The 24110-nt window shown below is 42.7% G+C and carries 26 protein-coding genes; 17 read left to right on the forward strand and 9 right to left on the reverse strand.

Annotation, left to right across the window (positions count from 1 at the left end):
• Window positions 1-238: 238 nt before the first annotated feature.
• From NRI27_RS08435 to NRI27_RS08445, 3 genes are all read left to right on the forward strand, one after another.
• Entirely contained in the window at window positions 239-1477 is a 1239-nt protein-coding gene (locus tag NRI27_RS08435) for a helix-turn-helix domain-containing protein (RefSeq protein ID WP_371390327.1), read from the forward strand.
• Window positions 1474-1632, forward strand: coding sequence for a hypothetical protein (locus tag NRI27_RS08440; protein ID WP_371390328.1), 159 nt, complete (start codon window positions 1474-1476; stop codon window positions 1630-1632). The genes NRI27_RS08435 and NRI27_RS08440 overlap by 4 nt, the downstream gene beginning before the upstream one ends.
• A gap of 615 nt (window positions 1633-2247) precedes the next feature.
• Complete coding sequence (locus NRI27_RS08445) at window positions 2248-4161, forward strand: DUF2207 domain-containing protein (protein WP_371390329.1); 1914 nt, start codon at window positions 2248-2250, stop codon at window positions 4159-4161.
• 68 nt (window positions 4162-4229) lie between these two features.
• Here the strand turns inward: NRI27_RS08445 and mscL are convergent, their stop codons facing one another.
• Window positions 4230-4613, reverse strand: a complete 384-nt coding sequence (gene mscL, locus NRI27_RS08450; RefSeq protein WP_317943450.1) for a large conductance mechanosensitive channel protein MscL — start codon at window positions 4611-4613, stop codon at window positions 4230-4232.
• Between the two features lie 92 nt (window positions 4614-4705).
• Here mscL and NRI27_RS08455 point away from each other — a divergent pair, with 92 nt between their 5' ends.
• Window positions 4706-4927, forward strand: a complete 222-nt coding sequence (locus NRI27_RS08455) for a WYL domain-containing protein (RefSeq protein WP_371390330.1) — start codon at window positions 4706-4708, stop codon at window positions 4925-4927.
• Window positions 4928-5123: 196 nt separating this feature from the next.
• On the opposite strand, the gene NRI27_RS08460 is transcribed toward NRI27_RS08455, so the two are convergent.
• Window positions 5124-5450, reverse strand: coding sequence for an MGMT family protein (locus tag NRI27_RS08460; RefSeq protein WP_371390331.1), 327 nt, complete (start codon window positions 5448-5450; stop codon window positions 5124-5126).
• Window positions 5451-5534: 84 nt separating this feature from the next.
• Between NRI27_RS08460 and NRI27_RS08465 the strand changes: the two genes are divergently transcribed.
• The gene (locus NRI27_RS08465; RefSeq protein ID WP_371390332.1) at window positions 5535-6080 is read left to right on the forward strand and encodes a hypothetical protein; all 546 of its coding nucleotides are present in this window, start codon (window positions 5535-5537) and stop codon (window positions 6078-6080) included.
• A 48-nt stretch (window positions 6081-6128) separates the two neighbouring features.
• Here the strand turns inward: NRI27_RS08465 and NRI27_RS08470 are convergent, their stop codons facing one another.
• On the reverse strand, window positions 6129-6785 hold the full coding sequence (locus tag NRI27_RS08470) for a phosphatase PAP2 family protein (protein ID WP_371390333.1): 657 nt from the start codon (window positions 6783-6785) through the stop codon (window positions 6129-6131).
• 380 nt (window positions 6786-7165) lie between these two features.
• Between NRI27_RS08470 and NRI27_RS08475 the strand changes: the two genes are divergently transcribed.
• The 12 genes from NRI27_RS08475 (at window position 7166) to NRI27_RS08530 (ending at window position 19677) form a co-directional block, all read left to right on the forward strand.
• The gene (locus NRI27_RS08475) at window positions 7166-7720 is read left to right on the forward strand and encodes a glycerol-3-phosphate acyltransferase (RefSeq protein ID WP_317943461.1); all 555 of its coding nucleotides are present in this window, start codon (window positions 7166-7168) and stop codon (window positions 7718-7720) included.
• Between the two features lie 111 nt (window positions 7721-7831).
• Window positions 7832-8158, forward strand: a complete 327-nt coding sequence (gene ytxJ / locus NRI27_RS08480) for a bacillithiol system redox-active protein YtxJ (protein ID WP_371390334.1) — start codon at window positions 7832-7834, stop codon at window positions 8156-8158.
• A gap of 679 nt (window positions 8159-8837) precedes the next feature.
• Window positions 8838-9890, forward strand: coding sequence for a Delta(5) desaturase DesA (gene desA / locus NRI27_RS08485; RefSeq protein WP_371390335.1), 1053 nt, complete (start codon window positions 8838-8840; stop codon window positions 9888-9890).
• Window positions 9891-9975: 85 nt separating this feature from the next.
• Window positions 9976-11106: a sensor histidine kinase gene (locus NRI27_RS08490; protein ID WP_371390337.1), complete on the forward strand. Its 1131-nt coding sequence runs from the start codon at window positions 9976-9978 to the stop codon at window positions 11104-11106.
• Window positions 11103-11708 carry a response regulator gene (locus tag NRI27_RS08495; protein ID WP_371390338.1) on the forward strand — a complete coding sequence of 202 codons (606 nt, stop codon included), beginning with the start codon at window positions 11103-11105 and terminating at the stop codon, window positions 11706-11708. The genes NRI27_RS08490 and NRI27_RS08495 overlap by 4 nt, the downstream gene beginning before the upstream one ends.
• A 405-nt stretch (window positions 11709-12113) precedes the next feature.
• Window positions 12114-13385 carry a kynureninase gene (kynU, locus tag NRI27_RS08500; protein WP_371390339.1) on the forward strand — a complete coding sequence of 424 codons (1272 nt, stop codon included), beginning with the start codon at window positions 12114-12116 and terminating at the stop codon, window positions 13383-13385.
• Entirely contained in the window at window positions 13382-14017 is a 636-nt protein-coding gene (gene kynB, locus NRI27_RS08505) for an arylformamidase (protein ID WP_371390340.1), read from the forward strand. Before kynU ends, kynB begins: the two co-directional genes overlap by 4 nt.
• On the forward strand, window positions 14010-14828 hold the full coding sequence (gene kynA / locus NRI27_RS08510; RefSeq protein WP_317943473.1) for a tryptophan 2,3-dioxygenase: 819 nt from the start codon (window positions 14010-14012) through the stop codon (window positions 14826-14828). The genes kynB and kynA overlap by 8 nt, the downstream gene beginning before the upstream one ends.
• Before the next feature lie 1082 nt (window positions 14829-15910).
• Window positions 15911-16771 carry a D-alanyl-D-alanine carboxypeptidase family protein gene (locus NRI27_RS08515; RefSeq protein WP_371390341.1) on the forward strand — a complete coding sequence of 287 codons (861 nt, stop codon included), beginning with the start codon at window positions 15911-15913 and terminating at the stop codon, window positions 16769-16771.
• Between the two features lie 61 nt (window positions 16772-16832).
• Complete coding sequence (locus tag NRI27_RS08520; protein ID WP_371390342.1) at window positions 16833-18137, forward strand: D-serine ammonia-lyase; 1305 nt, start codon at window positions 16833-16835, stop codon at window positions 18135-18137.
• A 177-nt stretch (window positions 18138-18314) separates the two neighbouring features.
• Complete coding sequence (locus NRI27_RS08525) at window positions 18315-18713, forward strand: hypothetical protein (protein WP_371390343.1); 399 nt, start codon at window positions 18315-18317, stop codon at window positions 18711-18713.
• Window positions 18714-18825: 112 nt separating this feature from the next.
• The gene (locus NRI27_RS08530) at window positions 18826-19677 is read left to right on the forward strand and encodes a dimethylarginine dimethylaminohydrolase family protein (protein ID WP_371390481.1); all 852 of its coding nucleotides are present in this window, start codon (window positions 18826-18828) and stop codon (window positions 19675-19677) included.
• Between the two features lie 72 nt (window positions 19678-19749).
• Here the strand turns inward: NRI27_RS08530 and NRI27_RS08535 are convergent, their stop codons facing one another.
• The 6 genes from NRI27_RS08535 to fmdA all read right to left on the reverse strand — a co-directional run bounded on the left by NRI27_RS08535 (window position 19750) and on the right by fmdA (window position 23325).
• Window positions 19750-20130: a type II toxin-antitoxin system HicA family toxin gene (locus NRI27_RS08535; protein ID WP_371390344.1), complete on the reverse strand. Its 381-nt coding sequence runs from the start codon at window positions 20128-20130 to the stop codon at window positions 19750-19752.
• A gap of 15 nt (window positions 20131-20145) precedes the next feature.
• On the reverse strand, window positions 20146-20628 hold the full coding sequence (locus NRI27_RS08540) for a hypothetical protein (protein ID WP_371390345.1): 483 nt from the start codon (window positions 20626-20628) through the stop codon (window positions 20146-20148).
• 350 nt (window positions 20629-20978) lie between these two features.
• On the reverse strand, window positions 20979-21125 hold the full coding sequence (locus NRI27_RS08545; RefSeq protein ID WP_317943484.1) for a hypothetical protein: 147 nt from the start codon (window positions 21123-21125) through the stop codon (window positions 20979-20981).
• A gap of 61 nt (window positions 21126-21186) precedes the next feature.
• Complete coding sequence (locus tag NRI27_RS08550) at window positions 21187-21738, reverse strand: Uma2 family endonuclease (RefSeq protein WP_371390346.1); 552 nt, start codon at window positions 21736-21738, stop codon at window positions 21187-21189.
• Window positions 21739-21856: 118 nt separating this feature from the next.
• Window positions 21857-22126 carry an FmdB family zinc ribbon protein gene (locus NRI27_RS08555; RefSeq protein WP_371390347.1) on the reverse strand — a complete coding sequence of 90 codons (270 nt, stop codon included), beginning with the start codon at window positions 22124-22126 and terminating at the stop codon, window positions 21857-21859.
• 20 nt (window positions 22127-22146) lie between these two features.
• Window positions 22147-23325: a formamidase gene (gene fmdA, locus NRI27_RS08560; RefSeq protein ID WP_317943489.1), complete on the reverse strand. Its 1179-nt coding sequence runs from the start codon at window positions 23323-23325 to the stop codon at window positions 22147-22149.
• Window positions 23326-24110: the final 785 nt, after the last annotated feature.

Raw genomic sequence — 24110 nt, forward strand, 5'->3', positions numbered from 1 at the left:
TATAAGTCTTTTAACTTATATAGTAAAATAATGAGAGTCTTTCGGGAAATGAATTTTCCCAATATCATATAGTTGAAATGTCTGTTATAGTAAAGGAGGTAGCGCTTCTAAAAGTGCAACCTCCCTAAAATCCCGAATCGAGAAAACAGTCCTCTACTCCCCTGGGACTGTTTTCTCATGTAATTGAGTTGTAAACATGATAGTGTTTGAATAATTAGATAGTTAAGGGGCGATGCGGATGTATGTTGGGTCAATCGTGAAGTATTTCCGAATGAAAAATAATATGACGCAAGGTGAATTAGCTGAGGGGATTTGTTCTGTATCCCATTTAAGTAAGATCGAGTCCAATAAGTATGAACCGCATACGGAGACGATGAACGAGCTTTTCAAACGGATGAACGTTGAGTGGGCAAAGGAAGTTCAGACGTATACGCTATGGAAAGAAAAGTTGGAGAACTTTATTCGGCATTCAATTTACTACAATTGGAAAGCGATGGAGAACCTCTATGAAGAGTTAATTGGCAATGAAGAATACTTACAGTCGACGGACCTGCTCAACCGTTATGAATTGTATACGTTACGTTACAATTTGTACAAGCGTGATATGCCAAAGGCCACTCAGCAAATGACGGTCTTAAATAAGTTGGAAGCGACATTTGATGATTACGAAAAGGGGATTTCTAAAGTCCTTTATTTCATGTACGACATCTTTTCGCAAAAATACGAGCAAGCTGAACGAAGACTCCAGCAAATTGAAGCGTATCGTGAGCGAATCCCGTTCCTGTTTGAAGGCGAGTTATATTATCAAAAAGCGTATCTCTTACATACGCGCGCTCAATACGGTCGTTCTTCCTATTTTGCAGAACTCGCCGTGGAGCATTTCCAGAAAGACTGCAACTATATCCGATTGCTGCATGCTCAATTACTACTAGCAATCACCTACACAAATCGTGACTTGATTCTCCAGGCGGAGGAACTGTTTAAAATTGTGCTGCGCAATTCGAAGATGATGGAACTAGACGAATTGTATCAAGGTGCCTTATACAATTACTCGGAACTACAAAATCGTAGAGGCTTGCACGAGTCGGCATTTGAGTTGTTAATGGAATTGCGCGCGCTTATCGTGCAAGGAACGGATTATTATCAAGCGATCTTAATTCATTTATTGCACACGGCAGTGGAAGAAGATATTGATACTGAAGAGTTGTTAAAGGAATTGGAAGTGATTGCAGCTAGGAAAAACGATGCATATCTTTCCATATTAACTACCTACTTTAGAAAGGCTCAAATTTCCCAACAAGAGCTTTTTGACTATTGTGAAGAAATAGCATTCCCTTTTCTCTCAAAACATGGTTATATAAAGGAAGCAAGAAGCACAGCCTGGAAGTTGGCAGACTATTATCGTTCCATTGGGGATGAAGAGAAAATGGAGAAATATAGTTTGTACTATTATGTCAAAGGAGACGAAGAAACTTGAAAAAGACAGTATCGGTCCTATTATTGACAGCTTTGTTTGCATCATTTGCTGGAGCAGGAAGTGCCATGGCGATGGAACCAAATGACGCAATGAAAACCTTCGCAAAAGGCAGAGAGAATTTCGCACCACCGACTATTTTACCCCCTCAAACTTAATTTATAAAACAAGGAGTCCCATCGCCGTTTCTGGCGAAGGGACTCCTTTATTTTATAAAATAAAAAAAGCACCTCAACAATCACTTATGATTGTTGAACGTGCTCACAAGACCAAATGTTGTGCCGACAAGGATAAATGCAAACAATGCGTACATGATGTAAATGAACCACATGAAGACTTCACTCCTTTAATCGATAATCCTACCTCCCATTGTAGCATTAGTTGTCCCTGGTGGCAACGAGAGACACGAAGCTGACACAGATCGGTGTTGAATACTTGCTAGTTGGTGAAGTGCTTGCTGCGCGACAGATACAAATTTGAAACGACACTTCCTCCGCGGAATCGGGCATATTCAGGTGTAATCCGTGTCGCGCCAAATGCCTTTAACAAACTATCTGTTTTCATTCGTGGTTCAAAGGTCACGAAATGGCGATAACTTAGTGAATTCGATTGATAACTTTGCTTATATGATTGATAACTCCCCGTATACAATCGAATAAGATGTGAACTTGATTGATACCATTCAAATCCAATCAATAAAACAATTCATCCTTGAAAAACGAAACCATCTGCAGACATTCTGCGTATGTTCTTACAACGAGGGAGGCTGTGAAATGAAGAGACTAACATGTTTTCTTATGATTTTGCTGTTTATCGTCCCGATGAATGTCTCGGCCAAGTCTTTTACGGTAGATCGTGTACAAATTAAAGGCTGGGTGCAACCAAATGGGGATGTACTTGTGAATGAAATCTTTACTTATACGTTGGACGGGGAGTATAAAAATTTTACAAGTTCATTCCCAGAAAAACACCTAAACCAAATAATTGATTTTGAAGCATACACAATCACTCGACCCGATCCGATTGTTGGAGAACTGAACAATGAGGATTTAACGCGTGCATCGAGCAAACGAGTAAATGAAACATATAAAATCACGCATACTGGCGGGAGTAGAACGGTCTCTGTACTCTACACGTACACGATGAAAAACACCGTCATCTCATACGATACATATAGCGATATGGCGATCACATACTTTGAAAGCGGACCAAATCACGACACAGATTTGCACAATGTAACGATATCGTACGTGCTGCCTGGTGACGCGGGAGTTAACAACATCCATGGATTTATGCACGATCGAAAAGGTCAAAAGCCTGCTGTTTATCGCGACGGGATCATTTTTACAACGCCCATTTCGTCCGCAAGTACAGAGACAAGTACCCGTTTACTATTCCCGTCGACTTTAATGACCGAACAGCCAAAAATAGCAGCACCGCTATCACTTTCAGAAGTAGTAGAAAACGAAACGGCGACTATTGAAAAGATGTTATCCAAGCTAGCCGTCATCCCTGTACTGACAAAAATCGTCGATAATGGAAGTATAGTAATGCTTGTGCTCATCGGTTTGCTTGTCCTATACAAGCAACGCATCTTTTCTTTTTTTGGAAACACTCATCTCATTTTACAAACAGATCCCATCTATTTAATGCATGTTGATCAGAGTGGGAAGTTCAATCGTAAAAGTTTTCTCGCTGGCCTATTTGCGCTCGTTGAGAGAGGCATTCTTGATGTTGAAATGTCGGAATCTGCCTCGCGCTTCAAAGACAGTGAAGGCGCGCCTGACAAAACGCTTGTCTTCCGGCAAGCAAAGAATGTGAACAAAAAAATACTTCCACATGAGCAATATTTACTCACTTGGTTGTTCAAAGGGAGAGCAGGTCATCGAAAATTTCATTTACATGACATTGCGGGGTCTGCAAAGAAAGCTGATCGGAACAATCGAAATGATGTACGAAAGCAAATTCGGTTTCAAGAAAATCACAAAATCTGGCATGAAGATACGCTTCAACTCATGAAAGAGGCTGGGGCACTTTCAACGAATCTGCCAAAAGCGCTCAAATTGCTCATTTTTGTTGGCTTAATGGGTGTAACGAGTTTCGCGTATTATGTAGATCTTGCTGGGTTCTGGGGTATTTCATTTCCGATCATTGTGGCCGTTATTTGCTATATGCTGGATCAATCCAACCCGAAAAAGAAGTGGCCATCCATTGTGTTTTTCATCGGTATGTTTGCTGTTGGCGCGCAAATCGTACATCCTGAGTTGCAACTAGCCATACTAAACATGGTCGTTGTAAGTGCGGTGTTCTTTTTTCTTCTCCCGATTGCCCTTCCGAGATCAATCACTGCAATTTATACAAAAATGAGTATTAATAAATTCAGGATGAAAAAGAAAGGGTTGATTTCTGAGTTGTCGCCAGATGAATATGACAGCTGGATAACCCGTACGTATTTATTGAATAGATCCAAGAAAAGACTCCCAAAACTAAAGAATGATCTACCGGCAGCTGCTCCGCTAGCACCGCTTTTCACCTTAGCAGTAGATCCCCTCTACTACACATACTCGACATGGGGACAGTTAAAATCGATAAGTAGTAGTTCCACAACGAAAGGTAGCTCGTATGATGGAGGCGGTGGATATAGTGGTGGAGGAGATGGCGGCGGGGGAGGAGCCGGGGCTGAATAATGTATACACCGATATTAAAACCGCAAGCACCCAGCTAAAAATGGATGCTTGCGGTTTATAGTAATGTGTTAGATTCCGTTCTTTTCCTTTAATAAATCTCGAATTTCCTTTAGCAGCTCCTCTTTTGCGTCGATTGCAGGTGTTTCGTTCTTTGTCGGTTCTTTTTTGCGTTTGAATTTCATAAGAATACGGACGAACAGGAAGATGGAGAACGCAATAATTAAAAAGTCAATGATGGATTGCAAAAATAGACCGTATGTAAAATTTGCGTTGCCAATCTCTACGTGTAACTTCGAAATATCAATTTTTCCTGTTAGCATGCCGATGAAGGGTGTAATAATATTTTCAACGAGCGAAGATACAATTTTTCCGAATGCAGCACCGATGACGACCGCTACCGCCAGGTCAATAACATTGCCTTTAAAAGCGAATTCCTTAAAATCTTTCCACATCATACATCTTTCCTTTCGAGTACAAATTGAGTTGTATTTTATTGTGTGTTTGCATATAATGAGAACAAATGTTCTTTACGGGAGGCGTTTGTATGAGGAACCAAGTGTTGAAAATGTGTGAGCGTCGTGAAGTAGCAGAAATGATTTATATGTGTGCGGATGGAACATTGACGAAAAGACGACTTAAAATTCTATCGGTCCATCGCGATTCATTTATTGCGTATTGCTACTTACGTAGAGCACAACGAACATTCAAAGTGGAACGTGTTTTGTCCCTATGGCGCGTCCGACACTATGAATCTGAAGCGATCTGATCAGTCGCGATTAAACAAAAAACGCAAGCAAAGAGCATGATTGGCTACATTAAAATGAATCCTTCTTAAGGGGTTAACCCCGGAATTCTGTATATCCCCACACACAGCGAGAGTTTAGCAATTAAACACCTACTCACGCATTACTTTAAAATCCTCTATCCACACTACTAAACACCGTAAATCACCAAACAAATCCTCAAATATATTCCTCTTCTGGAAACCATCGATAGCAGTGTAAATCAATTTTTCCGTTGTCTGCAAAAACGATGCCTTCCGCTTCTAGTAAATCACGTTGCCTATTTCCTTTATCCGCCCGGTCGGAAGGTGTAGAAATTCCGCCTTGTGCATTAATGATCCGGTGCCATGGCAAGTTATGTTTCGCGCTCATGGAATGGAGCACACGAACGACTTGCCTTGCGCCTCGAGGGTTGCCAGCAGCTCGCGCGACTTGTCCGTATGTCATGACGTGTCCTGCTGGAATTTCTGAAATAATTTGGACAACTCGTTCTGTGAACGGAACCATTTTATCCTCCTTCTATTGAAACTATTGTGCTAGTTGTATCGTACATTATATAAATCGAAAATTGAAACGAGAGGGGTTGATGACATGCCAAAACTTTTAGAGAAACAGACTACAATTGGTTATCTGATTAAAATTGCTGGTATTGTTGTGATGGTATGGGGCTTTATTGTCGCAATGTTTTTCCTCGGTGGGGCGGCGCAATTAGGCGGCCAGTTTGTAGATGAATGGGGAGAAATGCAGTATTCAAGCTATCTTGCAGGTGGAGCTTTCTTCGGATTTATTAGTATTCTGGCGAGACATGCGCTGTACGGCATTCTGATTATCGGATTTGGTGAAGTGATTGACTTTTTGCAACGCATCTATTTCAGGTTACATCCGGAAGTTGAGCAGCAATGGCAGAAAGAGAAAGAAGAAAAGGAAGTTGTTCGAAAGGAAGACGTACCGTTTTGGGTAGAAACGGAATTGAAAGGGTACTATGAAGAACAGAGTCAAATGTATACATCGATTGAGAAGACAAGTGATGCGTATATATTTAAAGTGGTTGTCGATGATCGGGTGGAGTACGTCGAAGTTGGCAATTTCAAGCCGCGTGTATTGACGGAAGATGAAGCAAAAAAGTATACGGAGTAGGCATTAAACGGCTCCACTCGATTGAGGAGCCGTTGTTTATACGTTCGTTTATTGCCCAAATTTTCGTTGCCGGCGTCGTTGAATAAATCCATAAACGGCTGTCGCGACAATGACCCAAAATGCACTTGCCGCTATGCCGCCGACAATGTCACTTGGATAATGCACACCAAGGTAAATACGGCTCGTTCCGATCATTCCGAACATGAAAATGACGAACGTGACAAGGGCAACTTTACTAGTAGCTGTCTGAATGTGACGCCAAACAATGTATGCGCTCACCGCGTACAAACTGAATGCAAGCATCGTATGTCCGCTTGGAAAACTGAAACCTGTTATGTCAATTAATCGATTTGTATCGGGACGTGCCCGTTGAAACGCAAATTTTAAAGATTGGTTTAACAGCCCTGTTCCGGCCATGACGAAGAGGAAGAAAAAAGCTTGCGAACGGTTCCGCAATCCGAAAAACAAGATGACAAATCCGATAAGAACAAGCAGAATTACGACTTTTGTTGACCCGATGAACGTGAAAGTTTTCATAATCGGAGTGAGCCAATCCGCTTCCCATCCTTGAACGACAGAAATTACGGTGTCGTCAAATTGTGTAATGAGGGTACTGTCAATGTTACTTGCAATAAAAGCAAACGTGCTGCCATAGAGTATACATAATAATAAAGCTAAAAGTAGGCGCGAAGGTAGTCCTTTCAATCCCATTCATCCTTTCTACTGCGCTTTATTGTACAAGAAATGGGTGGAGATTGCACTTCATAATAAGTGTGCGTGTTTTAAGAGAATTTATCTGGCAAGGTATGTCTCAAAAGAGTCATGGTACCTCATTATCAATTGAGTTCACAACGTATTCGATTGGATACGTGAAGTTATCGATTGGATAAGCGAAGTTATCAATCGAATTCACAAAGTTATCGCCATTTCATGATCTTAGAACTAGTGAGTGAAGAGTACCAGCATGTCGCACGACGAGAATGTTCCTGGAATTTCCCATATCTCACGGAACGTTCTTTCATCATGTCGCACGGAAAAAAGTAATGCCAAAATATCTACCAGTAAATGTAGAAAGGGGAGCGTGAATGGATGTAGTGCTCGTCATAATGTGCGCCTATGCAGCTGGCAACTTTTTAACGGCATCTGTAGTAGGTAAGTTATTCTATGCAAGAAATATTCGGGTTGAGGGCAGTGGGAATCCAGGCGCACGCAATATGGGGAGGGTGCTTGGTAAGAAAGCGTTTGTGATTACGTTTCTCGGCGATGCGATGAAAGGCGTTGTCGCAGTGTTGCTCGCGAAGTCTCTAGGATTATCTGAAAGCATACAACTGATCAGTTTGTTGGCGGCGATGCTTGGACATATTTTTCCCGTTGTCGCCAAGTTCAAAGGGGGCGAAGGCATTTCGACGTTCATCGGAGGGATGCTAGCATTCAATCCATTTGCAGTGGGTCTCGTTGTCCTTGCTTTTCTCATCCTGCAACCGTTCTTGAAAACCTTTTCGGCAACGGGGTTTACGGCAATTTCCCTTACGCCGTTGTTTTTATTCTTGCTTACAAAGGATTGGGCACAAGTGGGCCTAGCTGCAGTGCTAGTTGCCTTGCTGTTATGTGTTAGAAATCGCCATGAAGCACCTGTGTAAATTGGAAGAAATGAGGATTATTCCTTGGGAAATAGGCAATGCGAGGTAAACGGTTGTGAAGCCGCTGTGCAGTTGTCTATAATGGATGGAAATGGGAGAGGAGCGATTAGAATGAAAGAAATACAATCTATCGAAGAATGGAAAGCTGTACATGAGCAATCAAAGTCGACACCCGTATTCGTCATTAAACATAGCTCGACATGCCCAATTAGTGCAGCTGGCTATCGAGTGTTCGAAGCATTTCGTACATCCATTCCAAAGTATGTCGTCATTGTTCAACGAAGCCGTCCCGTTTCCAATGAAATTGAACGTGATTTAGGGATTCGGCATGAGAGCCCACAACTCTTTCTGTTGAATGAGGGGCAGGTGACCTGGCACGGCAGTCATTATGAAATTAGTGAAATGACGATTCAAACCGCTGTAGATGCCATTCAATAATGCTTTTTGTGCTTTTTGAATGAAAGGGGATGGGGTTTTGTATAGTGAAATGTACGGTAGTGTTGGTTCGGCCATATTCAGTTTAGTCATATGGTGGGGCGCATTTCTTGTTTTTCAAAGAATCCTGTATCGCGATCCGCAAAGAAACAGTTGGAAAAAAGATCTGTTGCTGACGTTTATTCAAAGTGTGGTAGTGTTGGTTTCCCTACCTCTTTTAGCTAACTTTCTAGGGAAATGAAAAGTTTCTGTAGTAAGAGAACGGCTTGCCAAAAAGATCCTCGAGCAGGGTCTTTTTTTTGATGAAAAGAATCTTTGTAGAGAACGTAGCTGAGACTGCGGGAGTAATCAATTCAATTGCGAGTTATTGTCGCACAGAAATGCTTTTTGCAATACATGCTCTGTTAGCAAGGCGGTAAAGTTGATGCGTCAAAGGTCCCGATATGGCGATAACTTTGTCTATACGATTGATAACTTCAGCTATACAATCGATAACGCATGCTATCCAATCGAATAAATTGTGAACTCGATCGATAACTATCCCTAACACGCCATCTTTGTGAAAAACTTCACAATAAATGACAGATATCATATGCAAATTCATGACGTTCATCTATTCTGCTCGCCTCGAAAACGCTTTAGTATTGTAAACAAGGAAAAACTTCGAGGAGGCTGTAAAAAAATGAGCAAGGAAAAGACGAAGCAATTGCATAAGAATGTTGCACCTTTTGCCAAATCGGATTTGAAAAAGAGTGTTATTCAGTTAATTAATACGGTGCCGCCCATATTCATTTTGTGGTTTTTGGCGTATCAAAGTTTGTCAGTGTCTATTTGGTTAACAATTGGGATTGCAGTCATTGCAGCGGGGTTTGTTGTTCGGACGTTCATCATTTTCCACGACTGCACGCACGGTTCATTTTTCAAAAATAAAAAAGCCAATGATATTGTCGGGACAATTACAGGGATTTTAACGTTATTCCCGTATGAAAAGTGGAAACGGGAGCATGCCATTCACCATGCATCGAGTTCCAACCTGGATAAGCGCGGTGTCGGTGACATTTGGGTTATGACGATAGAAGAGTACGTGGAAGCGTCGAAATGGGAACGTTGGAAGTATCGTGCATATCGAAATCCACTTGTGATGTTTGGACTTGGACCGTTGTATTTAGTGCTTATTACCGGGCGCATTAACCGGAAAGATGCACGCTCGAAAGAACGTTACAATACGTATTTAACAAATGTTGCGCTTGTCGCACTTTACGCGTTGATGATCTGGCTTGTCGGCTGGCAGGCGTTTTTGATTGTGCAAGGTTCCATCATGTTTGTAGCGGCAGCGCTTGGTATTTGGTTATTCTATATTCAACATACATTCGAGGATTCGTATTTTGAAGAAGAATCGGAGTGGGATTATGTGAAAGCGGCTGTGGAAGGCAGTTCGTATTATAAATTGCCGAAAGTCCTTCAATGGGCGACGGGCAACATCGGCTTCCACCACGTCCATCATTTGGCGCCACGCGTTCCGAACTATAACTTGGAAATGGCGCATGAATCGACACCACCATTACACCAAGCAACAACAATTACGATTAAAACGAGCTTAGAGTCACTTCGTTACAAATTGTATGATCCAGCAAACAAGCGGTTCATTACATTTAAAGAAGTTAAAGAGGCCGTTAAACTGCCGACACCCAAAATTGATTTGAAACCGAAGCGTACGAGCTTTGACAGTAAATAAAACATTACAACCATCTCCGTTGTGGGGTGGTTGTTTCATTATTCGCGTTTTTGATACAATGAATGGAACAAGGGCGGTGAAGTTGATGCAAAAATGGTACAGTATTATCCCGAAAAGTCCGTGGCTTAGTATTTACGCCTGGATCATTTTTTGTCTCCTTCCGTTCTTTTTCATATTCAAATCATGGGCTGCTCTTGAAATTTCGGTCGGTATTAGCTTATTGCTACTGTTCTTCATTTCCTATTTCTTTTCATTCAAATCAAAGAGCGGGCTTGTCTATATGTGGCTCAGCTTTGAAATGGCCATCAATGTCGTCATGACGCTGTTGTTTGGTTATGTATATTTCTCCATTTTCACCGCGTTTTTCATCGGGAACATCCGGAACCCTGTAGGCTTTTTCATCATGTACGGCTTACATATTGCGTTTACGATCGGGGCTGTAGTGGCGGGCTTCTTCATTGATCTTAACCTGTTCCTGCCGCAAGTGCATTTTATTATTATCACGATTATCGGGGTAATCTTGTTGCCGTTTAACTTGTACAATCGCAGTAAACGCGAGAACTTGGAAGGACAGCTAGAAGATGCAAAAGATCGTATTTCCGAATTAATCCTGCTAGAAGAGCGTGAGCGGATTGCGCGTGATTTACATGATACACTTGGACAAAAGCTGTCGATGATTGGTTTGAAAAGTGATTTGGCGAAGCGATTGATTCACAAAAATCCTGAGAATGCGGAGAAGGAACTGAATGATATTCGGCAAACTGCGAGTACAGCACTAAAAGAAGTGCGAGAACTTGTAGCGGATATGCGCGCGACGAAGCTTTCGGATGAATTGCTTCGGGTTCGTCAAATCCTCTTAGCTGCAGAAATTGACATGAAATTAGAAGGCAATCCGATTGTCACCTCAATTCCTTCAAACGTAGAGAATGTATTGAGTATGTGTTTGAAAGAGGCCGTCACAAATGTTGTTAAACATAGTGAAGCAACGGAATGTATCATTCATTTCAAGCAAACCGGTGATTCGATTTCAATTATTGTGCATGACAACGGTGTCGGAATGAAAGAGCAGAAATCAGTGAGTAGTGGGTTGAAAGGCATGCGAGAACGATTGGAATTTGTCAATGGTTCATTGCAAACAGAAAATGATCGAGGAACAAAATTGACGATTAATATGCCGGTTGTGATTACTCATCAAGTAGAGGAGGGTTTGTCATGATTCGAATTGTCATCGCGGAAGATCAGGGAATGATGTTGGGCGCACTCGGATCTTTATTAAACATGGAAGACGATATGGAAGTCGTGGGAATGGCGAAGAACGGCGAGGAAGCCGTGCAACTCGTCAAGACACACGCCCCTGATATTTGCATTATGGATATAGAAATGCCTGTGAAAACCGGCTTGGATGCAGCAGAAGAGCTTGTAGGAATGGAATGCAAGATTATTATTCTCACGACGTTTGCTCGAGCTGGATACTTTGAACGCGCACGAAAAGCCGGTGTAAGAGGCTATTTACTGAAGGATAGCCCAATCGAGGAGCTTGTCACTTCCATTCACGCCATTCAAGATGGTCGACGCATCTATGCCCCTGAGCTTGTCGACATCGCCTACGAAGACGACACGGTCAATCCATTAACGGATCGCGAAAGCCAAGTACTTGAACTAGTAGCCGAAGGAAAGACGACAAAAGAAATTGCCGGAGAACTATATTTGACCCAAGGAACCGTGCGGAATTACATTTCGACCATACTCGAGAAATTGGAAGTCGGCAATCGCATTGAAGCAATTTCACGTTTTAAGGAAAAAGGTTGGTTTAAATAATACGTTTTCCTTAACATTCACTATCCAAATAAACAACCATCTCTTCTAACAACGCGTGTGAGAGTAGGTTGTTTTTTCTTTTGTGTATTTCACCCTTTGTTAAGATTTCAGAATTGTTTTGGTGCCTGTCCCCAAAACGATTCTGAATCTTTCGCGGGACGTTTGTAGGTTAGTGTTTTTCGGCGAATCGGTGATAAAGTGCTTCGAATCGGTGATAACGAGTCAGAAGTCGGTGATAACACTTTGAACAACCTACCGGTGCTCGAAGAGGTATCTGACTCATTACTCATCAACCGTCTCCAGTAAAGAATCGAAAAAGGCTGGCCGGAACGCTGGTCTTTTTGTGTATCGTGGGCAGGCTGTCATATGCTATGCTTTTCTCAACGAACAGAAAGGGGAATCTGTATGAGACAACACACGCTGTCAACAGCACAACAATGGGATCGGGAAGACAAACTTGCCACGTATCGGGACGAATTTTACATACTTGAAAATACGATTTACATGGATGGCAATTCACTCGGTTTATTATCCAAACGAGCAGAGCGCACACTGCTGCAGTTGCTTGATTCTTGGAAGACACTCGGCATTGACGGGTGGACGGAAGGGGAGCATCCGTGGTTTTATCTTTCCGAAGAAGTCGGTAAGAAAATGGCACCGCTCGTTGGTGGGAAAGCAAACGAAGTGATCGCCACAGGCTCAACGACAACAAACTTGCATCAGCTCGTTGCGACTTTTTATAAGCCGATTGGGAATCAAACAAAGATACTCGCGGACGAATTGAACTTCCCTTCGGATATTTATGCGTTGAAAAGTCAGTTGCAGCTAAAAGGGTACGAGCCGGATGAGCATTTTATCCGCGTGGCTAGCCCGGATGGTCGGTATTTACGAGAAGATGACATTATTGCAGCGATGACGGAAGAAGTTGCGCTTATCGTTTTACCAGCGGTTTTATATCGCAGTGGCCAAGTGCTGGATATGGAAAAGTTGACGAAAGCCGCAAATGAACGAAACATTCCAATCGGGTTCGATCTTTGTCATTCTGTTGGATCCGTTGAGCATGAACTGCATGACTGGGGCGTGGACTTTGCATTTTGGTGCACGTATAAACATCTAAACGGTGGACCCGGTTCCGTCGGAGGGCTGTTCATTCACGAAAAGCATTTTGGCAAAGCGCCAGGCCTAGCTGGTTGGTTCGGTTCGAAAAAGGCATCACAATTTGATATGGCACATACAATGGATGCGGCTACAGATGTCGGTGCATACCAGATTGGTACCCCTCACGTATTGAGTTTGGCTCCCGTGATCGGTTCGCTTGAAATGTTCGAGGAAATTGGCATCGAAGCAATCCGTGAAAAGTCATTGAAACTGACAAACTTTATGTTGGCGTTAATTGAACAAGAATTAGCAGATGCAGGCTTTACGATCGGCAATCCAATCGATGAATCTCGCGGTGGACATCTTTTACTGGAACATGCAGAAGCAGCGCGGATTTGCAAAGCGTTAAAGCAAGATGGCGTCATCCCGGATTTCCGAGCTCCAAACGGCATTCGGCTAGCACCCGTTGCACTATATAACACATTCGAAGACGTCTGGCATACCGTTCAAAAATTAAAAGTCATCATGGATGAGAAACGCTATGAACAATTTGAAAATAAGAGAGGTGTCGTCGCATGACAGGGAAGTGGATCGATATTTCACAGCCGTTGCATAACGGCATTGCAGAATGGCCAGGGGATACGCCATTTACGTATGAAGTCGCTTTTCCGAAAGCAGTAACCGGTTCGGTTAATATCGGAAAACTGACAACGAGTACGCATATGGGGACGCACATTGATGCGCCGTTTCATTATGATGATCAGGGAATGAAAGTACATGAATTGCCGCTTGACGTCTATATCGGTCGGGCGAAAATCATTGATGTGACGGGTCTTGAGAGCGTCGGTCGTTCCGATTTGGAAGCGCACGATTTCGGTGGAGCAGAACGAATTTTATTAAAAACAGGAAGTCGACCAGATCCAACTATATTTCCAGAAACATTTACAGTGCTCCGAGCAGATATTGGTCCGTTTCTGAAAGAACGCGGTGTAAAACTGATTGGTGTAGATACGCCATCCGTTGACCCCGAATCGAGCAAGACACTAGACGCGCATCATGCCCTCCATGACAATGGAGTGCTCATTTTGGAAAATATCGTACTCGATACAATCCACCCAGGCTTTTATGAATTAATCGCATTACCATTGCCAATTGCGGGAGCGGATGGAAGTCCAGTGCGCGCTGTTATAAGGAGACTAGACGATGAGTGAAAAAGGGATTCATACAGATTTCAGAGAGAACATGACATACGGCGAGTACTTGCGCCTGGATAAAGTCTTATCGAGCCAAGAACGGTTGTCGGGTCATCATGACGAAATGTTGTTTATCGTCATCCACCAAGTGAGCGAACTATGGATGAAGCTCATCTTACATGAACTGAACACGGCAATTGAATTGATTGAAGAAGATGAACTACCAGAAGCGTTCAAAATGCTTGCCCGTGTTTCAAAAGTGCAATCACAAATCATCCAGGCATGGGATGTCCTTGCGACAATGACGCCAGCTGAATACATGGAATTCCGTGATAGCCTCGGCCGTGCATCAGGTTTTCAATCGTACCAAAACCGTCTCATCGAATTTGCGTTAGGGTATAAACAGCCACATATCTTGAAAATTTACGAGAAAGATCCAGCGCTCGCCCGCGAATTAACAGCAGCTTATGAAGCACCCGGGATTTATGATGTTGCCATCCGTGCCCTCTCACGAGCAGGCTTTGCCATCAATCCAGACTTGTTGAACCGGGATTTCTCGGTTACTTACAAAGGGGATCCAACGGTTGCGGCAGCATGGCTCGACGTCTACCGTGATGTCGACACATACTGGGATTTGTATCAACTCGCCGAAAAACTCGTCGATATCGAAGACAGCCACCAGCAATGGCGCTTCCGCCACATGAAGACGGTGGAGCGTATCATCGGATTCAAAGCCGGCACAGGCGGCTCCTCAGGCGTCAATTATTTGAAGTCTGTACTGGATCATCAGTTTTTCCCTGAACTATGGGACGTACGAACAAAATTATGAATATATCAATGAAGCTGCCGATGTCATCTCGGCAGCTTCTGTTATGTAAGCCTAACAGGTAATAGTGACAAGGAGATTTCTGTGTTAGAAATTGCGTTGCAATAAAGAGAAGTACAGCATTTGCGTTCTATTGCTCACCTTCTAACGTCTATCAATCACTTTCACAATTCTAATAAACAATTTGTTACGAACGGCCTATCCCTCGAAGCAGCCCGTTAAAGTGTGAAAGGCATTTAGCGCGACAAAAACAATTCGGTAGAAGCACTTACCCGCGAAACAAGCAAATTTCATCAAGCTAAGCATAACTCTTTATAAAGCCGCAAATTTCTTTCAAACGGCTCATATATCATCGAAACGCGGCATACTTCCCCAGAACTCCGCATAACTCTCCAGAACTCCGCATAACCCAGCAGAACGCCGCATAACCCAGCCAAACGCCGCATAACCCAGCCAAACGCCGCATACCCCTCCAAACAAAAAACTCCACCAACTCACTCCGTTGGCAGAGCCTTGTCTCTTAACACAATGGTATTACTAAAGATAGCGCAGTTCGCTGTGTGGGCGCTACGAATTACCAATCTACAGAACCACAGCCGGATTGGCCAAAACCTCCATTTTCAGTTTAGTTAGCAATGAACCCGTCGAAATGATTTCTCATCGACTGTAGGAACCCCTCCCCGAACCGTTGTGACTCATTGCCCCAACCTTGGATTGCCCACTATGCACAAAGCCTGCTCGCTCGCACTTACTTCACAAAAAGCAAGGCGAACAATGGACTGCGCCAGTTTGCGGATAAATTCCAACCAGTCTTACTAAATGAGCGTTCCCTACAACCATCTATCAAAAATAAATTGGTCCTCATCACAATATAGTATCGTTTCACCATTATGATGACTGGAAATACTAAATCACCACCATCATTGACGTTGTATACTTAGAATATTCTGCATGAGGCAAGGTGGTGTGTGCACTTAGACTGCATGCCTAGCAATGAAAATCTTCAGTAATTCTTCAGAAATAAGATGCATAAATCTTCATCTTCATTGTAGACAATAAAAACACTACGAAAAAGGTGGGATTCTATGAAAAAACGAGTACTCATTTTACTAGCCGTTTTGGGAGCGGCATTGTTTTTCATGAACGACAAAACGTCGAAAAAGGAAGCAGTTCCTTTAAGTTACGATGCAAAAGCTGCAATTGTTATGAATGAAGCAGGAAAGGTATTGTATGAAAAAAACAGCAAACAAGCACTTCCTATCGCCAGCATGTCAAAACTGATGACACAATATATTATTTTAGAGGCACTCGCCAATAACGATCTATCTTGGGATGACAAGTACGAGCCGTCCGCAGTAGCAATGAACCAAGACCGGCATGCCGTGAAATTGGGGATGGACACAAACTCCACATACACCGTGAGAGAATTATTCATAGCAATGACGGTCATTTCCGCAAATGACGCAACAATAGCACTCGCAGAAATGGTTAGCGGCTCTGAAGAAGCATTTGTCGTTGAGATGAACAAGCGTGCCAAGCAGTTAGGTTTAAAAAACACACACTTCGTCAATGCGACAGGGTTGGATGCAGACGAGACCAATCAAGCTACTGCACGAGATGTCGCTGCTATTGCCCGAACAGTACTCAACGAGCATCCGGAGATTCTGGAGTTCACACGTATGACCGATTTCACAACTGATGAAGGTGTAAAGAGATGGTCTACAAACCTCATGCTTCCTGGGATGCCTGAAGCAATGCCGGGTTTGGATGGACTTAAAACAGGTTACACGGAAATTGCCGAATCGTGCTTTGCGAGTACCGGAATATTTAATGGAGAGCGCATTATTACCGTCGTCATCGGTGTCGAAGCGGATGGTAAAGACACGACGACACCCCGATTTGATTTAACACGTGAATTAATTGATTCATATGTGTTGAATAAATAAAAAATTCGCCGCTGCATGCTATACTGAAACAAATCATTCACATAGCAAAGGGGTCGATAACATGCTACAAACCGAACAATGGATTAAGAAATTGCCGCTTCTTCAACAAATCGTCGATAAAAAGGAAGTCCTTTGGGTAAACCCTTTAAACGGAAACAGTGCGAAAGGTATTGAGCAATCCGGCATTTCATTCAAAGACGTCAAAGAGGCAAGTGATCGTTTACAACGGTTTGCCCCCTACATACAAGCGGTTTTTCCTGAAACAACTGAAGCACATGGAATCATTGAATCGCCATTAACGGCAATTCCGGAAATGAAACAAGCGCTAGCCCATACGTATAACACAGATATACCAGGTACGTTACTGATCAAACAAGACAATGCATTGCCTATCTCTGGTTCTATTAAAGCCCGTGGCGGGATTTACGAAGTGTTGAAACATGCTGAAACACTTGCCATAGAACAGGGACTGATCTCACCGGAAGACGATTACGCAAAATTCGCAGAACCCGCATTCCGTAATGTCTTTGCCAAACATAAAATTGCCGTTGGTTCGACAGGTAACCTTGGATTGAGCATCGGTATCATGAGTGCGCAGCTCGGCTTCAATGTCACCGTGCATATGTCCGCAGATGCAAAACAATGGAAGAAGGACTTATTGCGTGAAAAAGGAGTTACAGTTGTCGAATACGCAGACGATTACAGTAAAGCGGTTGAGGAAGGTAGACGCCAAGCGGAATCGGATTCTTTATGTCATTTCGTCGATGATGAGAACTCGCTCGACTTGTTCCTTGGATACGCGGTTGCGGGGGAACGGGTAGCTGCGCAATTAAAAGAACAGGGAAGAGTTGTAGATGCGGATCATCCACTATTCGTCTACTTGCCATGTGGAGTTGGTGGAGGACCTGGAGGCGTTGCCTTCGGATTAAAGCTGCAATTTGGAGACAATGTCCACTGCTTCTTTGCTGAGCCGACAAACGCGCCATGCATGACAATCGGAATGATGACACAGCTTCACGATAAAGTTTCTGTCGCAGATTTCGGATTAGACAATCATACTGCAGCGGATGGACTCGCTGTTGGCACACCGTCAGGATTTGTCGGTAAAAAGATGGAACCGCTGCTTGCAGGTTGCTACACCATTTCAGACGACACGATGTTCAAACTTCTGACAATGACGGCAGATACAGAGGGAATCCGCCTAGAACCTTCTGCATTAGCGGGCATGACAGGCCCCATTCACACAATACAAAACGACATACAAAATGCTGCTTCATCATCAGCGACCCATCTCGTATGGGCAACAGGCGGAAGCATGGTCCCAGAAACCGAAATGGATATATACTACGGAATTGGCAGGAAATAATCGCTATTTCCCGGGAAATCGACAAGATAAGGGAAATAATTTACGGAAAACAAAAATTATTGTCTAACAGTGCCATCAGAAGCTCAACTTTCATCTCTTCCAGCAACGTAAAGAATCTGTAACGAAATTCCGCAATCATTCGTCTACTCATTAAGTACGTATGCTGGAGGTGCTCGTGTGAAAAATGATGTCTTAGCCATACTTTTGTTAAGCTTATGTCTCTTGTCAGCATGTTCAGATGCAAAAACACAAAAGCTAGGAGCGTTCTTTGAAGACGCAAATATTGAACACGTCGATAAAGTCATCATCCAAGACGGTTCGACGGGCTACTCAAAAGAATTGGTTGACGAACAGCAAATTGATGATTTCCTATCCCGAGTAAAAATTATTGAGTATTCACCTCAAGAAAACCAAGAAGGCAGCGTTGGCTGGCGTTATGCGATTACGCTTATTGACGGTCAAACAGAATTCAAATTTACTTTACATCAAATTGGGGACACCTACTATGACACCAATCCAGACATTCATCCAATCGTAGACACTTACTACAAAGAGTTGGAACGTGAAGAGAAATAAACGCTGAAAGGACCTCTGCTTGGGGTCCTTTTTAAATGGATTCAAAACGTTTACTTCAATCTGGATAGGGAATAACAGTATGGAGAGAAAAATAGATGTGGAGGATGAAACGATGAGCTCCCCAGTGGAAGATAAATCAGCAACCCAATGCAACACAGAGTATGATGCATTAAAGCGAGTGATCATATGCCAACCAAAATACATGGCAATAGAAGACGTCATCAATGACGTACAAGAAAAGTACAAAGACGAAAACATTGACGTCGAAATTGCGATGAAACAACATAAAGAATTTGAAAAACTGTTACGGGAGCATGGCGTGGAAGTCATTACACTGCCCGCATCCGAAAAATTCCCGGAACAAGTATTCACGCGTGATATCGGATTCACAGTCGGTGATGAAGTGTTCGTTGCCGAGATGGCAAGTGACATCCGAAAAGGCGAAGAGGAAGCGTTAGAAGAGTTTCTGGAAGAAGAAAATATTGACTACCAAACAACAGTCGATCGGGTAGAAGGTGGTGATGTGATTGTTGATCGCGACAAGGTGTACGTAGGCATTAGCAGTCGTACATCTGACCAAGCTGTCCGCAATCTACAACGCGATTTGCCCAATCACCAAATTATCCGCGTACCATTTGATGAAAAATACTTGCATCTGGATTGCGTGTTCAACATTCTATCACCAACGACAGCACTCATTTTCCCTGAAGCCTTGCCAGCAGAAATGGTCGAGATGCTTACGGAGAAATACACATGCATTGAAGTGTCAAAAGAGGAACAGTTTACACTTGGTACAAATGTATTATCCATCGGGGACGGCAAAGTGTTTAGCCAGCCTCAAAACAAAGAAGTAAACAAAGCGATGCGCGCTCACGGATTTGAAGTCATCGAAATTGACTTCTCCGAAATTATCAAATCCGGAGGCTCTTTTCGGTGTTGCTCAATGCCGTTAGAACGTGAATGACAAATGAATCAAACTGTAACCCGCGGAAAGTTGTAGCTTCGCGCGGGTTACAGTATGATGGCGATTATTGGTTTACTGCGGAAATGTGTTCGGTATCTTCACAAGTACATAATCACTCGTCCACATTTGAGTCGTGGCGATTAAGCGTTCATCGTCTTTCGTAAAAAATAGACCGCTGCCATCTTTCTCAACGAATTCCCAACCATCTCTTTCAAGCAACACCTTCACCTCTGCATCGACACCGGCCATTCCGTTATCTCCATATCGTGTCATATACCAAAAATTAGCTTCATCCTCACCGACCTTCACCAATCGATCTTCGGAGCGTTCAAGTGCTTCTATAACCTCTTTTCCTTTCGCTCCTTCAAAGGGGAGAGCTGGAAACCGATTCATATACACAACGACACCAATGACGACGGTTATCAGTGCTAACAATAGCACAATCTTTCTCACGATCAGTCACTCCTTTCATTCACTATCCATTGCATCTAACTGTTCTTTCGCTTTCTCGACAATCCTTCTAATGAGTTCATCTTCCGTCAACTTCTCAATATTATCCCCATAACGGTAATCATCTATGAGTTCGCTCAACGCAAACCAAGTAGCAGAATCAGCATCAGGAAAATCATCACGCAAGACTTGATAGAGCGTGTATGCATGGTCAAGTGCTTTCTCGTTTTCTTCAACAACTTTTGATAATAAACAACGCGTAACCTGCATACTGCATGCTTCAATGGAGGGGCGTTGTATCGCTAATTCACGAACGGCCCGATGAAAGTAGTTTTCCACTTCAAACGGATTAAGCGGTGTACGTAAAGAAGCGAGCATAAGTAAAGAGGGAGAAGTTTGGTTGTTTTCAATTAGGCCAATTGCCCAACAAACATAATCATTCGGTTCTGCCGTCATTTTATGTATTTTATAATAGAGTAGTGCCGTATGTATTTCTCTCACGCCTTCTAAAGGGATTATCTAATAATTAAAACGATTGCTGCTAGAAAAATGTTTCATTGGAAAGCGTGATTGGGAACTTTTTAGTCGTTTAGTTGCAATGAAGTACTGTAAGAAGAGGAGCGGGAAAGTTGGTGTAAATGTTCGAATCGGTGGTAACTGGTCGAGAATCGGTGATAACAGCGTCCGAATCGGTGGTAAAGGGCCGAGAATCGGTGATAACAGTGCCCGAATCGGTGATAAACGATCAGAAACCTGTGATAACTGTATCCGTACCTGTGATGCGAAAAACGAAACATCGACTTTTCTTGTTGATCAACAAAAAAGGGCTACCAACTGATAGCCCTTGCTCATTAAACATCCGATTCCACAATATGATTCGTCTCATGCATGGAACTTTCATAGGCGATTAATGTTACGCCCAATTCATCCTCAAAATCACTCAACAATTTCAACTGCTCAGCATTTAACTCTGCAAGCGGCACACGGTCCGGCATCATCATCCACCACTCCTATCCTGTTTACGGTTAGCGTGTCCAGGACGGTGTAGACTATACAAACTCAAGCAAACAAAATACGCTTTAACTCAATTTGTAAATCAGGGAATTGGAAGGAACGTAATGTATCAGTATGTCCGAAAACTGCACGCTCACGATAATGACCGTCAGACAGACCATATACTTCAACTGTTTGATTGTGCGCATCGACTATCCAAAACTCTTGAACGCCACTACGTTCAAATAACTTGAATTTTTGATTTCGATCTTTGAGCGCCCTAGAAGGTGAAAGAACCTCAACAAGTAGATCAGGACATCCAATTGCCCGATGCTCACAAATCAGTTCCCTCCTGCAAAATACAGATACATCAGGTTGTACGATTGTATAATCATCTGATTTATCCAATTGTACATCAAAAGGAGCGATAAATACTGCGCATCCATCTGTACCAAAATAACTTCGCAAAGCAAAAAACAACTCGCCCACAATCCGTTGATGTGTCGCTGATGGTGCTGGTGTCATATTGAACGGAACACCATCAATCAGTTCCCATTGTCCATCCCAGTGACTGACTTCCTTAATCATGAATTTATGTGTAGAGTCCGTCTCCGTCATCCAATTCACCACCTCAAGTTTGCCTCCATTTTACCACAAACCAAGCAACCTTTCTGAAATAAACAAAAAATCCACAGGAGCAAACGAATGCTCCGTGGATTTCCAATAGCTTGTCCAATCAACCCACTTGCCAAGGCCGATTTAGCTTTTTCTTCTTTTTAGGCTGCTTAGGACCTAACTCGCTCCTTGTCATTCGTTGGGGCTCCATTCCTTTTTCAATTCTAGAACTGACGGCTCTAGAAAGTTTGTGGAGATTTGGTGCCAAAAATACCCGTGATCCAACAGCATGACAATGAGGGCATTCAGCCGTTTCTTTATTGCCAGACATGGATTTGAAAAACAATGTAAAGTCTCCACAGTCCTCGCATCGGAATGTATAACTAGGCAAGGTTAACCCTCCTCATTCAATCACTTAGGTCGAATGTCTTTATCGAAAATTTGTGTCGGGATCGCAATTGTACAGCACGCATTTGGAATATCCACAATCCCATTAATGCGCCCCTCAACAGGTGCGGTACTCAACAACATGTACGCCTGTTCGCCCGTGTACCCGAGCGTTTTTAAATACTCAATGGCGTTTAAACAAGCATTTCGATAAGCAAGATTGGCATCTAAATAATGTTGACTGCCATCACGGTCATCTACAGAAATTCCTTGGAAGACAAGGAAATCATTATAATTTGGTTCAACAGGACCAGGCTGGAATACAGGATTCTCTTCAATCTTGTACTTTTCCATGCCACCCTTAATAATATCTACTTTTAGCTCAATCCAACCGGACATCTCGATTCCGCCACAGAACGTAATTTCCCCGTCCCCTTGTGAGAAATGAAGATCCCCAACAGATAACTTGGCTCCTTCAACGAAAGTCGGGAAGTAAATTCTCGAACCTTTTGATAGGTTTTTAATATCGCAGTTTCCACCGTTTTCACGAGGCGGCACTGTCCGGGCACCTTCTTTTGCAATTCGATCAAATTCAGCGCCTTTTAAATTTCCGAGTACGACACTTTCAGAAGTAGGTGCGTTTGCTAGAGCAGGAACACGGTTTGGATCTGTATCAATTAACTTCTGCTCGCGATCATTCCATTTCTGCAATAGTTCCATAGAAGGCGCAACCCCAATGAGTCCTGGGTGAATCAACCCTGCAAATTTAACGCCAGGCACATGACGGGAAGTCGTATAAATCCCTTCGAAATCCCAAATCGATTTAGCCGCCTCTGGATAATGATCGACTAAGAAACTACCACCATTCTCCTTTGCGAAAATCCCATTAAAACCCCACTCATACCCCTGATGTGCTCCAATATCCAAAATATCTACAACGAGCAAATCACCAGGCTCTGCACCATTCACATACACCGGACCACTTAATACATGGACACGCGTCAAATTAACGGTTCGTACATCTTCCGCACTATCGTTATTTTGAATTTGTCCATCGGTCCATTCCTTGCAATCCATCCTAAAAGACGTTCCAGGGTCTACAGAAAAAGCTGCGGGTATATCCGGATGCCACCGATTGTGTCCCGGATGTGCCTGCTCCTCCATCGGCTTACTCAAATCCAACGCATACATCGTTTTTGCCATAATCCTTCCCCCAATCCTAGTTTTGAATGCGCTTTCATACTACCAATAACATAGTAATAAGTCAAATAGATAGGAATTTTCCATAATGTCTAATTATGATAGAATGCCTAACTTAATATGGAAAAGAAATGGTAAGACGATAGCTCAAGAAGTGCAATGTAGCAGGAATTAAAATGAAAGAACGTTAAAATGTTTTATTGTTATGCTGCAGAAATAAGAGTTGGTGATATAATGGAAATAAGAATTTCGTCTGAAGTTTTCAAGAATTCCAGGAGGGTTATCATGGAAACAAATTAGGAAGTATATGTGTGCAATACATGTCACAAAAAGCATGAATATGAAACGGAGTATTGTGTGAACAATTTTTTTTTACATAGTTAACAGTTGAAGCATAGCTAAATAAAAATCGGTATTGGTACGTAGGAAAATGTCAATAATAATGCGTTATGCTGATTATGATATCAACTTATAATTGAATGCCATTCATAAACGAAAAATTTTCTTCTTACCACTAGAACTTAAATTCTTCATATATCTTTCTTGCTTGGCTCAAGTCAATCCTCTATTTATCAAATACATATACCCCACTAGTATACGTTCCCTGGAGTAGCCCAAAGGTAGATAAACATAATAAATCTATCGAAAAAGGACTATCCTAAAGACAGCCCTCAATCATTCCAACCCACATTTTTCTCATGCACCTGACTCACTTAAGCAACCTACTCAATCAAAACGCTTTTGATATCTTAATCAACATCTTTAACTGCGCATAATTTACCTCCGCA

This window comes from Sporosarcina sp. OR05 (assembly GCF_041414805.1).
Classification (GTDB): Bacteria; Bacillota; Bacilli; order Bacillales_A; family Planococcaceae; genus Sporosarcina; species Sporosarcina saromensis.

Bases quoted from the DNA above. Each gene is read 5' to 3' on its own strand.
- NRI27_RS08435 (WP_371390327.1), top strand. From the start codon at position 239: ATGTATGTTGGGTCAATCGTGAAGTATTTCCGAATGAAAAATAATATG.
- NRI27_RS08445 (WP_371390329.1), top strand. From the start codon at position 2,248: ATGAAGAGACTAACATGTTTTCTTATGATTTTGCTGTTTATCGTCCCG.
- mscL (WP_317943450.1), bottom strand. From the start codon at position 4,613: ATGTGGAAAGATTTTAAGGAATTCGCTTTTAAAGGCAATGTTATTGAC.
- NRI27_RS08455 (WP_371390330.1), top strand. From the start codon at position 4,706: ATGAGGAACCAAGTGTTGAAAATGTGTGAGCGTCGTGAAGTAGCAGAA.
- NRI27_RS08460 (WP_371390331.1), bottom strand. From the start codon at position 5,450: ATGGTTCCGTTCACAGAACGAGTTGTCCAAATTATTTCAGAAATTCCA.
- NRI27_RS08465 (WP_371390332.1), top strand. From the start codon at position 5,535: ATGCCAAAACTTTTAGAGAAACAGACTACAATTGGTTATCTGATTAAA.
- NRI27_RS08475 (WP_317943461.1), top strand. From the start codon at position 7,166: ATGGATGTAGTGCTCGTCATAATGTGCGCCTATGCAGCTGGCAACTTT.
- ytxJ (WP_371390334.1), top strand. From the start codon at position 7,832: ATGAAAGAAATACAATCTATCGAAGAATGGAAAGCTGTACATGAGCAA.
- desA (WP_371390335.1), top strand. From the start codon at position 8,838: ATGAGCAAGGAAAAGACGAAGCAATTGCATAAGAATGTTGCACCTTTT.
- NRI27_RS08490 (WP_371390337.1), top strand. From the start codon at position 9,976: ATGCAAAAATGGTACAGTATTATCCCGAAAAGTCCGTGGCTTAGTATT.
- NRI27_RS08495 (WP_371390338.1), top strand. From the start codon at position 11,103: ATGATTCGAATTGTCATCGCGGAAGATCAGGGAATGATGTTGGGCGCA.
- kynU (WP_371390339.1), top strand. From the start codon at position 12,114: ATGAGACAACACACGCTGTCAACAGCACAACAATGGGATCGGGAAGAC.
- kynB (WP_371390340.1), top strand. From the start codon at position 13,382: ATGACAGGGAAGTGGATCGATATTTCACAGCCGTTGCATAACGGCATT.
- kynA (WP_317943473.1), top strand. From the start codon at position 14,010: ATGAGTGAAAAAGGGATTCATACAGATTTCAGAGAGAACATGACATAC.
- NRI27_RS08515 (WP_371390341.1), top strand. From the start codon at position 15,911: ATGAAAAAACGAGTACTCATTTTACTAGCCGTTTTGGGAGCGGCATTG.
- NRI27_RS08520 (WP_371390342.1), top strand. From the start codon at position 16,833: ATGCTACAAACCGAACAATGGATTAAGAAATTGCCGCTTCTTCAACAA.
- NRI27_RS08530 (WP_371390481.1), top strand. From the start codon at position 18,826: ATGAGCTCCCCAGTGGAAGATAAATCAGCAACCCAATGCAACACAGAG.
- NRI27_RS08545 (WP_317943484.1), bottom strand. From the start codon at position 21,125: ATGATGCCGGACCGTGTGCCGCTTGCAGAGTTAAATGCTGAGCAGTTG.
- NRI27_RS08550 (WP_371390346.1), bottom strand. From the start codon at position 21,738: ATGACGGAGACGGACTCTACACATAAATTCATGATTAAGGAAGTCAGT.
- fmdA (WP_317943489.1), bottom strand. From the start codon at position 23,325: ATGGCAAAAACGATGTATGCGTTGGATTTGAGTAAGCCGATGGAGGAG.